This is a genomic window from Pseudorhodoplanes sp. (genome assembly GCF_035565795.1).
GTDB lineage: Bacteria > Pseudomonadota > Alphaproteobacteria > Rhizobiales > Xanthobacteraceae > Pseudorhodoplanes.
In genome coordinates, this window is record NZ_DATMRV010000205.1 from 1 (window position 1) to 9,034 (window position 9,034).

General features: G+C 63.6%; 11 protein-coding genes and 2 tRNA genes. 7 read left to right on the plus strand and 6 right to left on the minus strand.

The features are described 5' to 3' along the window. Position 1: 1 nt before the first annotated feature. The 3 genes from VNZ93_RS18215 to VNZ93_RS18225 all read right to left on the minus strand — a co-directional run bounded on the left by VNZ93_RS18215 (position 2) and on the right by VNZ93_RS18225 (position 817). Positions 2-76: transfer RNA gene (locus tag VNZ93_RS18215), tRNA-Thr, on the minus strand. 141 nt (positions 77-217) lie between these two features. Continuing rightward, complete coding sequence (locus VNZ93_RS18220) at positions 218-451, minus strand: hypothetical protein (RefSeq protein WP_325708324.1); 234 nt, start codon at positions 449-451, stop codon at positions 218-220. Between the two features lie 162 nt (positions 452-613). Next, positions 614-817 carry a hypothetical protein gene (locus VNZ93_RS18225; RefSeq protein ID WP_325708327.1) on the minus strand — a complete coding sequence of 68 codons (204 nt, stop codon included), beginning with the start codon at positions 815-817 and terminating at the stop codon, positions 614-616. Between the two features lie 162 nt (positions 818-979). Here VNZ93_RS18225 and VNZ93_RS18230 point away from each other — a divergent pair, with 162 nt between their 5' ends. The 4 genes from VNZ93_RS18230 (at position 980) to VNZ93_RS18245 (ending at position 4,199) form a co-directional block, all read left to right on the plus strand. Continuing rightward, positions 980-1,141: a hypothetical protein gene (locus tag VNZ93_RS18230; RefSeq protein ID WP_325708330.1), complete on the plus strand. Its 162-nt coding sequence runs from the start codon at positions 980-982 to the stop codon at positions 1,139-1,141. Positions 1,142-1,215: 74 nt separating this feature from the next. Next, positions 1,216-2,508, plus strand: coding sequence for a UDP-N-acetylglucosamine 1-carboxyvinyltransferase (murA, locus tag VNZ93_RS18235; RefSeq protein ID WP_325708332.1), 1,293 nt, complete (start codon positions 1,216-1,218; stop codon positions 2,506-2,508). Between the two features lie 119 nt (positions 2,509-2,627). After that, complete coding sequence (locus tag VNZ93_RS18240; RefSeq protein ID WP_325708335.1) at positions 2,628-3,083, plus strand: DUF2948 family protein; 456 nt, start codon at positions 2,628-2,630, stop codon at positions 3,081-3,083. A gap of 138 nt (positions 3,084-3,221) precedes the next feature. Continuing rightward, positions 3,222-4,199, plus strand: a complete 978-nt coding sequence (locus VNZ93_RS18245) for a tripartite tricarboxylate transporter substrate binding protein (protein ID WP_325708338.1) — start codon at positions 3,222-3,224, stop codon at positions 4,197-4,199. Between the two features lie 27 nt (positions 4,200-4,226). Here VNZ93_RS18245 and VNZ93_RS18250 read toward each other — a convergent pair whose 3' ends face one another. Beyond that, the gene (locus VNZ93_RS18250; protein WP_325708342.1) at positions 4,227-5,822 is read right to left on the minus strand and encodes a sulfatase family protein; all 1,596 of its coding nucleotides are present in this window, start codon (positions 5,820-5,822) and stop codon (positions 4,227-4,229) included. A 205-nt stretch (positions 5,823-6,027) separates the two neighbouring features. Here VNZ93_RS18250 and VNZ93_RS18255 point away from each other — a divergent pair, with 205 nt between their 5' ends. Further along, on the plus strand, positions 6,028-6,168 hold the full coding sequence (locus VNZ93_RS18255; protein WP_325708344.1) for a hypothetical protein: 141 nt from the start codon (positions 6,028-6,030) through the stop codon (positions 6,166-6,168). Positions 6,169-6,183: 15 nt separating this feature from the next. On the opposite strand, the gene VNZ93_RS18260 is transcribed toward VNZ93_RS18255, so the two are convergent. Then, positions 6,184-6,885 carry a glutathione S-transferase family protein gene (locus VNZ93_RS18260; RefSeq protein ID WP_325708346.1) on the minus strand — a complete coding sequence of 234 codons (702 nt, stop codon included), beginning with the start codon at positions 6,883-6,885 and terminating at the stop codon, positions 6,184-6,186. Between the two features lie 156 nt (positions 6,886-7,041). On the opposite strand from VNZ93_RS18260, the gene VNZ93_RS18265 reads away from it, so the two are divergent. Beyond that, positions 7,042-7,845: an undecaprenyl-diphosphate phosphatase gene (locus VNZ93_RS18265; protein ID WP_325708348.1), complete on the plus strand. Its 804-nt coding sequence runs from the start codon at positions 7,042-7,044 to the stop codon at positions 7,843-7,845. A gap of 8 nt (positions 7,846-7,853) precedes the next feature. On the opposite strand, the gene VNZ93_RS18270 is transcribed toward VNZ93_RS18265, so the two are convergent. Further along, positions 7,854-8,822 (minus strand): complex I NDUFA9 subunit family protein, encoded by a 969-nt coding sequence (locus VNZ93_RS18270; protein WP_325708351.1) that lies wholly within the window; start codon positions 8,820-8,822, stop codon positions 7,854-7,856. Between the two features lie 126 nt (positions 8,823-8,948). Here VNZ93_RS18270 and VNZ93_RS18275 point away from each other — a divergent pair. After that, positions 8,949-9,033: transfer RNA gene (locus VNZ93_RS18275), tRNA-Leu, on the plus strand. The last annotated feature ends 1 nt before the right edge of the window (position 9,034 follow it).

The following is a 9,034-nucleotide window of genomic DNA, read 5'->3' on the forward strand; positions in this document are numbered from 1 at the left end:
ATGGTGCTGCCGGACAGGATTGAACTGTCGACCTCTCCCTTACCAAGGGAGTGCTCTACCACTGAGCTACGGCAGCGTGGACAGCCTCGACGTCCGGCCCAAGTGGCTATGGCGCGGCTGCGGCGGCGTTCATACCCGCAGCCGGGTGGCCCGGCAAGCATCGCCGGGACATTTTTGCAGGTCCTGGCCCCAAATCCGGGTACCCGGCGCCGGTTTGCTACCAGAAGCCGCGTTTGTCGCAGCCTTGGGCGAACGGCCGCTCGCTGCAGGGCACGGTGCTGTTGGGGTCGCGCGGCCTTTCCCCATAAGGGTCGGACACGGAATCAGGGGCGACCTGAATTCGCTGCGCTGCGTGAGGGTTGTAGGCACGACCATGGGTCTGCGCGGCGGCTGCGGTCGCGGTCGCTGCAATCAGGGCAGCGGCGATGGTCAGACGGGAAAAGTTACGCATGGGCCTGTCTCCCTTGGGCCCATCTCCTTGGGCCTGTCTCCGGACGAGTGGTCCGCTGCAGATAAAGCGAGGGCCGCATCGACGCTTTTCCGTTCGTGCGCTGCTGTTTGTATCTTGCGGTCATGCAACGCGCGGACCCGCTCCGGACTGGAGCCAGCCGACTCACCAGGTTCCGCGCCGGTCGCACTCGCGCGCGAACGGGCGCTCGGCGCAATTCGACAGCCCGTAGGGATTTGACGGCGTTGTCACCGGCGCCTGCTGCGCGCGTGGGGGTGTGGCTGTGGGGCGGCGGGTCTGTGCCGCGGCGAAATCCACCGCCGGCGCAAGGAACAGGCCGGCTACGGCCAAAGTCAGAAGCGTCCGCATCTCAAATCTCCTTCCAATATCCGGGCGAATATGGAGCCGCCTTCGCCGTCGTGCCGGGGCGGGAACTCCGGCGAAGGTGCGAAATCGGGTCACGAATCTGCGAGATCAGCGGTGTGTTCGCCCGCCCTTGCGTCCATCGGAGATTTCGGCTTTTTCGCCCCTATGGACGAGAACACCGGGCCGGCCAAAATCGACCCGCGCAAGGAGCGCCTGGCCAAGGCGTTGCGGGAAAACCTGAAGCGCCGGAAGGCGCAGATTCGCGAGCGCGCGGCAGGCCCCGATTCGAAGAAGCAGGCTGGGGAGAGCTCGGACCGGAAGGGCTGACGCGCCATATTCCGCCCCACCGGGGCGTGTATTGCGCTAGGGTTGAACGCTCGCGTTCTGCTTGAGGGGGATCAATGGATCGCATTCGCATCACCGGCGGCAAGCCGCTGCACGGCACTATTCCGATTTCCGGCGCGAAGAATGCAGCCCTGCCGCTGATGATCGCAAGCCTCCTGACCGAGGACATGCTGATCCTGGAGAACGTCCCGCACCTCGCGGACGTGGTTCAACTGCAGCGCATCCTGAACAATCACGGCGTCGACGTGATGCTGTCCGGCAAGCGCGCCGGTGATGGTGAGCATTCCGGTCAGACGGTGAAGATCTCGGCCGCGAACATCGTCGACACCACCGCGCCCTACGATCTCGTTTCGAAGATGCGCGCGAGCTTCTGGGTCATTGCGCCGCTGCTGGCGCGCATGGGTGAGGCGAAGGTGTCGCTGCCCGGTGGCTGCGCGATCGGTACGCGGCCGGTCGATCTTCTGCTGATGGCGATGGAGCAACTCGGCGCGAAGGTGGAGATCGAAGCGGGCTATGCGGTTGCGCGCGCTCCGTCAGGCGGGTTGCGCGGCGGCGAGATCGTGTTTCCCAAGGTGACGGTCGGCGGCACGCATGTCGCGCTGATGGCGGCATCGCTCGCGAATGGCACGACCGTGATCGAGAACGCGGCGCAAGAGCCTGAGGTCGTGGATGTTGCCGATTGCCTCGTAAAGATGGGCGCGAAGATTTCCGGCGCGGGTACCTCCCGCATCGAGATCCGCGGCGTCTCGCGGCTTGGGCCGGCGCGGCACAACGTGGTGCCGGACCGGATCGAGACCGGCACCTATGCGATGGCTGTGGCGATGACCGGCGGCGACGTAATGCTGCAGGGCGCGCGCGCCGAATTGCTGCAATCCACGCTCGATGTTCTGACGCAGGTTGGTGCCAGCGTCACGACCACCAACGAGGGCATCCGCGTCGCACGCAACGGTGCGGGGCTTCAGCCGGTCGAAGTCACCACCGAGCCATTCCCGGGCTTCCCGACCGACATGCAGGCGCAATTGATGGCGCTGATGACAAAGGCCAAGGGTACGTCACGCATCACCGAGACGATCTTCGAAAACCGCTTCATGCATGTGCAGGAGCTGGCGCGGCTCGGCGCGCGCATTTCGCTCGATGGTCAGGAAGCGACGATCGAAGGCGTGGATCGTTTGCTTGGCGCGCCGGTCATGGCGACCGATCTGCGCGCATCCGTATCGCTGGTGATTGCGGCTCTGGCCGCCGAAGGCGAGACCATCGTGAACCGGGTCTATCACCTCGATCGCGGTTTTGAGCGGCTGGAGGACAAGCTCACCGCATGCGGCGGTCAGGTCGAACGAATCAGCGGTTAACCTCGTGCCCAGCCCGTGTCTTTTCCCGCCTGGGCCCCTTGCGACATCATGGCCCTTTGCCTAACTAGCCCTCAGGGCGAATTGCGAAATCATAAACGACCGACCCAAAAGGCCGCGTCATGGACATGCTAAAGCTCATCGCGCTCGATAACGAGGACCTGGAAGTCGTATCCGCGCATCTACAGGATGCGGTGGTGAAGATCGGCGAGGTGCTCTGGCGCCCGAACGAAAATCGGGTGGTTATCGCGCTGAACCGGTTCGACTGGGAGGCCGCTGTCGGCGAGACTCCCGCCTGGCAACGCCGCCGTGCCGCGCTGCGGTTCGATCGCGTCCTGTCCTGCAAATGCAAGAGCCTCGATTGTTCAGCCAAGGAGCAGGTGCTCAATCTTCTCGCGGTCGAATTCAGCGAGACCCAGGCGCCGGGCGGCGTGGTGACGCTGTCCTTCTCAGGTGGCGGTGCATTGCGGCTTGAAGTTGAATGCCTTGAAGCCGAGGTCGTCGATCTTGGTCCGGTGTGGCAAGCGGCGCATTGCCCCGATCACAAGACCATCGACGGCGAAATCGCGCAGGCCTGACACGTCGCAACTGTCTCGCCTGCTTGCCGCATTGGCGGCCTTCGCAGGCCCTTGCCTTTCCCGTTCCTCTCCCGGACACTGATCGCGTGGCGCCAGGGCGCCGCGAACGAGAAGACTTGCGCTCGGGAGAATCTGCCGATGTTTTTTCTGCGCCGGATCGGTTTCGCCATTGCGACCGTTGCGATTGTCCTGAACGCCCCTAGCCAGTCATTCGCGCAAGAGCCGCCTGCCATCATCAAGATCATGGTGGGCTCGGCTCCCGGCGGCATTCTCGATCCCTATGCGCGCATTGTCGGCGAGCACATGTCAAAGACCCTGGGCCGCACGATCATTGTCGAGAACAAGCCGGGTGCGAACGGCACCATCGCCGCGCAATTCGTCGTCGATCAGCCGGCCGACGGGACATGGATGTGGGTCGGCACGCAGGCGATGACGGAGATCAATCCGAGCGCGTACAGGAATCTGCGCTGGGGGATCGACGATTTCATTCCGATCGTGAAGGGCGTCGAAGCGCCGCTCGTCTTCGCCGTGCATCCGAGCGTGCCGGCCAGGACCCTCAATGAGTGGATCGCCTGGGTGAAGGCCAATCCCGGCAAGCTCGGCTATGCATCGTTCAGTCCGGGCACGCCGTCGGCCTTCCTCGGCCATCAACTCAACAAGCGTTTCGGGCTCGACCTCGCGCATATCGTCTACAAGGGCTCCGGCCCGCAGACACAGGACATCGTTGCCGGCCACGCGTTGATGGGGTTCATGCAGGTCGGCAACGCAATTCCGCACATCAAGGCGGGCAAGCTGATTCCAATCGCCGTGACCTCACCGAAGCGCTCGCGCTTTCTGCCCGATGTGCCGACCTTCGCGGAGCTTGGACATGACGAATTCACCGCGATGGTGTGGTTCGGCCTTCTCACCAGGAAGGGCACGCCCGAGCCGATCGTGAAGGCCTATATCGCGGCCGCCGAAAAGGCGCACAGCGATCGCGATGTGCAGCAGAAATTCGAAGTGCAGGGAATGGAAGCCACCGGCGTCACCGGTCCCGCCAATCTGACCGCGGACATCAAGACCCAGATCGAGCGCTGGCGCAAAATCGTCGACGAGACCGGGTTCAAGGCGGATTGATCTCTTCCCTCTGGAAAGAGGGGGTATCTACGCCCGCCCGGTCGGGTAGGGCACCGTGTCGGTATGCTCGATCTCGAGCTGCACGAGCCGTTCCATCAGCTGCGCCTTGATGCCTGCGTGCTCGGCGCTGCTCCACAGATTGTCGAACTCGCCGGGATCGGTTTCGAGATCGTACAATTCGCCGAGACCTGAATCCGACATCACGGTCATGCGGTAGCGCTGATCGACGATCGTGTGCCAGCGCGGCATGTGATCGACATCCTTGTCCGGCATCTGGTGCTCGTACTGCACGAAGGCGCAATCGCGCACCGGCCGTCCCTCCGGTCCCATGGCGGGGAGGAGGCTTTTGCCCTGCATGCCGACATAGGGCGCGATGCGTGCGCGATCGAGCACGGTTGCCGGAATGTCGATGGTCGAGCCGATCGCATCGGTCGCAACACGGGCAGGCGCCTGCGGATCCGACCAGATGAACGGCACATGCAGGATGCTCTGATATTGCTCGGATCCCTTCAGCAGCAGGCGATGATCGCCGAGATGGTCGCCGTGATCGGTGGTGAAGATCACCACCGTGTTATCGCGCTGGCCTGACGCATCGAGCGCACGCAGCACGCGGCCGATCGCGTCATCGATGCAGGCAATCATGCCGCAGGTCAGCGCCTGTGCTTCCTGCGCCTCGCGCGCTGTGGTGCCGATGGTCCGCATGCCGTGGATGTTGGCCTTTCCGCTCGCGCGTTCGTCGAGCGCCTGCTGCACCTCCGGCGGCGGCGTCCAGTCATTCCGGCGGAACGCCTCGGGCACCGGGAATTGCTCCGGCTTGTACATGTCCCAGTACTTGCCGGGCGGATTGAACGGATGGTGCGGATCGGGAAACGAAACGGTGAGAAAGAACGGATCGCGGCCGGCGTTGCGGGCATTCAGAAACGCCTCGGCGCGCTCGGCGAGATAGTTGGTCGCGTAGAGTTCTTCGGGGATCCGTGTCCGGTAGGCTTGCGGCACCACGTAATCGTGCGGTGCGCTGTTCTCCGGGCCAAGCAGCCTGAGCGCAGCCGGATCCTTCTCGTGCAGCCACGCACGATAATCACCGCCGACAGCGTCGCCATGTCCGGTGACGATCTCGACATGACCATAGCCATAAAACGGGGTCGCAATATGCGCGCCCGGCTCCTCCCAGTAGGACGGCGTTTCCTGTCCGTAGATCTTTCCGGTCAGGTCGATGCGCATGGCCTGCCGCAAGCCGGGCGACGGTTGGCGATAGCCATCGCGCAGTGGAGCGGGCTTCGACGTCGCCGGAATGCCGGTGAAGTTCTGCAGATGGCTCTTTCCGATGAGCGCGGTGTCATAGCCCGCGTCGCGCAGGAGGTCGACGAACGTCACACTGTCCTGTGACAGCGGAATCCCGTTCGAGCGCACGCCATGCACCGCCGGCATCCGGCCGGTCATCAGCGAGGCGCGGTTCGGCATGCAGACCGGGCTTGCGACATAGAACTTCCGGAACCGCGTTCCGCCGGCCGCAATCGAATCGATGTGCGGCGTTCGCAGGATCGGGTGCCCGTAGCAGCCGAGATAATCGGCGCGGTGCTGATCGGTGATGAACAGAAGAAAATTGGGCTGGCTGTGCGGCATGCGGACGACAGGCTAGACGGCCGCATCGCGAACGAAAAGGGGCCGCGTGGGGTCACCGGATGCGAATCACCGGTCATCCCGTCATTGGCAAAGTGTTTAACGAATCGTTCGCATTTGAGAGCTAACGTTGTCGCATGCGTCGAACCACGTAAACCGGCTGTAAACCATGCGGGGGGCCGGCCCGCGCCAACGATCGAACAAGACGATGATCTACAAGATCACTGCGGCCCTGCAATCGCTCATGAAGCGCCTGAAGCTCCAGAACCGGTATCGTCCCGAGCGCCATTACATGCGCGGGCCTGGCCCGAAGGCGCGCGCCATTGCCGCGAGCCAGTCGCGCCACTGAGCCGCTTCGGCGAAATCAGAAATCCAGATCGGCGTAGTGCGCAGCCGGCGGGAACGCGCCAGAGATGTCGGCGAGGATCGGCCGGAACGAGGGCCGTGATTTCATGCGCGCATACCAGTTCTTGGCGTGCTCACGCTCGCTCCATGGCACGTCGCCGAGATAATCGACGACCGACAGATGCGCCGCGGCCGCGAGATCCGCAAAAGTGAGGCGATTGCCCGCCAGCCAATCGCGCTGGCCGGCAAGCCAGTCGATATAGGCGAGATGATAACGCACGTTCTTGCGCGCCGCGCGCATCACGTCCGTATCGGGCGGGCCGCCGCCCTGGTCGGGCGTCATGAAGCGCTTGTGCAGCCGTTCGTTGACGAGCGGCGCCGACACCTCGGCCGCGAACTTCTCCGTGAACCAGGACACAAGGCGACGGACCTCCACCCGCTGGGCCGGATCGAGGCCGATCAGGTTGCGATCCGCCACGCCGTCTCCGAGCGAGCCGTGCATCTCCGAAAGGAATTCGGCAATCACGGTCGGGCCCGGGACGGCCGTCAGATCTTCGACGATCAGCACCGGCGTCTGTCCGGCCGGATTGAGGATCAGGAATTCCTCCCGCCGCTCCCAGACGCGCTCCTCCACAAGCTCGGTTTCGAGGTCGAATTCCCCGAGCGCGAGGCGCACGAAACGCGAATGCGGGCAGAAGGGGTGGTGGAAAAGGGTCAGCATCGACTTTGCGAATCATGACAGTGATGCCGCGGATAATGCTGTAAAAAGCGGCAAAGTGTTGAGTTATCGGAAATTTCGTTGCCGGGGGGCCGGCTTCGCGTCACAAGGGCCGTGGCCCGGTGTCCGAACCGGGATGCGCGTTGGGGCTAATCGGCTATGAGCGACCTGATCAAGGCGGCCATCCTCGGCATCGTCGAGGGTCTCACTGAGTTCCTGCCTGTATCTTCCACCGGACATCTGCTGCTGCTGCAGCGCTTTCTCGGTTTCGGCGACGAGGATTTCGGCAAGACCTTCGTGGTGCTGATCCAGCTCGGTGCGATTCTCGCGATCCTGTCGATCTACTTCCACAAATTGTGGCGCCTCGCGACGGGCATGTTTTCCGACCCGGCGTCCCGCAATTTCGTGATCGGCGTCCTGGTCGCGTTCCTGCCGGCGGCGTTGATCGGTGCGGCTGCGCACTCGCTCATCAAGTCTTATCTTTTCAACGCGTGGGTGGTCTGTTTCACGCTGATCGCTGGCGGCGCGGTGCTGCTCTGGGTCGATCAACTGGACTTCAGGCCCAAATATCGCGACGTGATGCAGTTCTCGCTGCCGATGTGTCTGATCATCGGCGTCTGCCAGTGTTTCGCGATGATCCCCGGCGTGTCGCGGTCCGGTGCGACCATCGTGTCGGCGATGTTGCTCGGCGCCGACAAGCGGTCGGCGGCGGAATTCTCATTCTTTCTCGCGATGCCGACGATGGCCGGCGCATTCACGCTCGATCTCATCAAGAACCACGATCAGCTGACGTCGGGCAATGTGCTGCTGGTCGCGATCGGCTTCGCCTGCTCGTTCGTGTCCGGCTATTTCGTGGTGAAGACGTTCCTCAACTACGTCTCGCAGCACGGATTCGGACTGTTCGCGTGGTGGCGCGTGATCGTCGGCTCGATCGGGCTGCTTCTGCTCGCGGTCGGCTTCTGACCGGAGTTTCAGGCGAAGCGGCCAGTGCGGAACTGACCGGTCTTGCGGAACCGCCACAGGTAACTCGGCACGATCGCCTCATATGACGCGGGTGCAATGCCGACGCCCTGAAGCGTGCGGTGCGTGCGGATCGCCTCTTCGGACACGACATTGTCGGTCCGCAGGAGCTCGACCTGATCCGGCGTCAGCGGCGGGTTCGGCAGGAACTGCGTGAACCAGGCCTGCACTTTTGCAAGACCGAATGGCAGCGGCATCAGCAGCCGCCTGCGCTCGGTGACCGCGAGAACGTATTCCATAATCTCGCGCATGGTGCTCACTTCCGGCCCGCCGAATTCATAGGTCTTGCCGGCGCCCGCGCCGGATTCGACCAGATTGGCGATCGCCTCCGCGACATCGACCACATAGACCGGCTGCAAACGGGTCTGGCCGCCGCCGATCAGCGGCAGCACCGGCAGGAACCGCGCGAGCGAGCCGAAGCGATTGAAAAAATCATCCTCGGGTCCGAACACGACCGAAGGCCGCACGATCACCGCGCCGGGAGACGCCGCCCGGACGGCCTGCTCGCCGCGCGCCTTCGACTGCGCGTAGAGCGAGGACGAATGCTCGTCGGCGCCGATGGCCGATACGTGAAGCAGGCGCGCCCCATGGGCATTGGCGGCGAGGGCAACCTGTTCAGCGCCGAAATGCTGCACGGCCTCGAAACTCTGCCGGCCCCGCTCGAACAGGATGCCGACCAGATTGATCGCCACGGACGCGTCGCGGATCGCAGCTTCAACCGAGGCGGGATAACGCAGGTTCGCCTGCACCGCCTGGATCTGGCCGACCGTGCCAAGCGGCTGGAGATAGTTGGCCAGCTCCGGACGCCGGACCGCGACGCGGATGCGATAGCGCCGCTTGGCCAGCGCTCGCACCACGTGACGGCCGAGAAAACCCGAGCCGCCGAAAACCGTGATCAGGGTGTCGGAATTGGTCTGAATCGCCATGAAAGCTGCCTTGGTCTCCACCGCGGGCGCGTTTCATGCGGGATACCGCAAGGATTTCGGCCTGTATAGGTGTCCCATCGTTGACAATGGCGGACCTCGCAACTTATGTCTCTGCCCGTTGCCCAGGTGGCGGAATTGGTAGACGCGCTGGTTTCAGGTACCAGTGGTGAAAGCCGTGGAGGTTCGAGTCCTCTCCTGGGCACCAA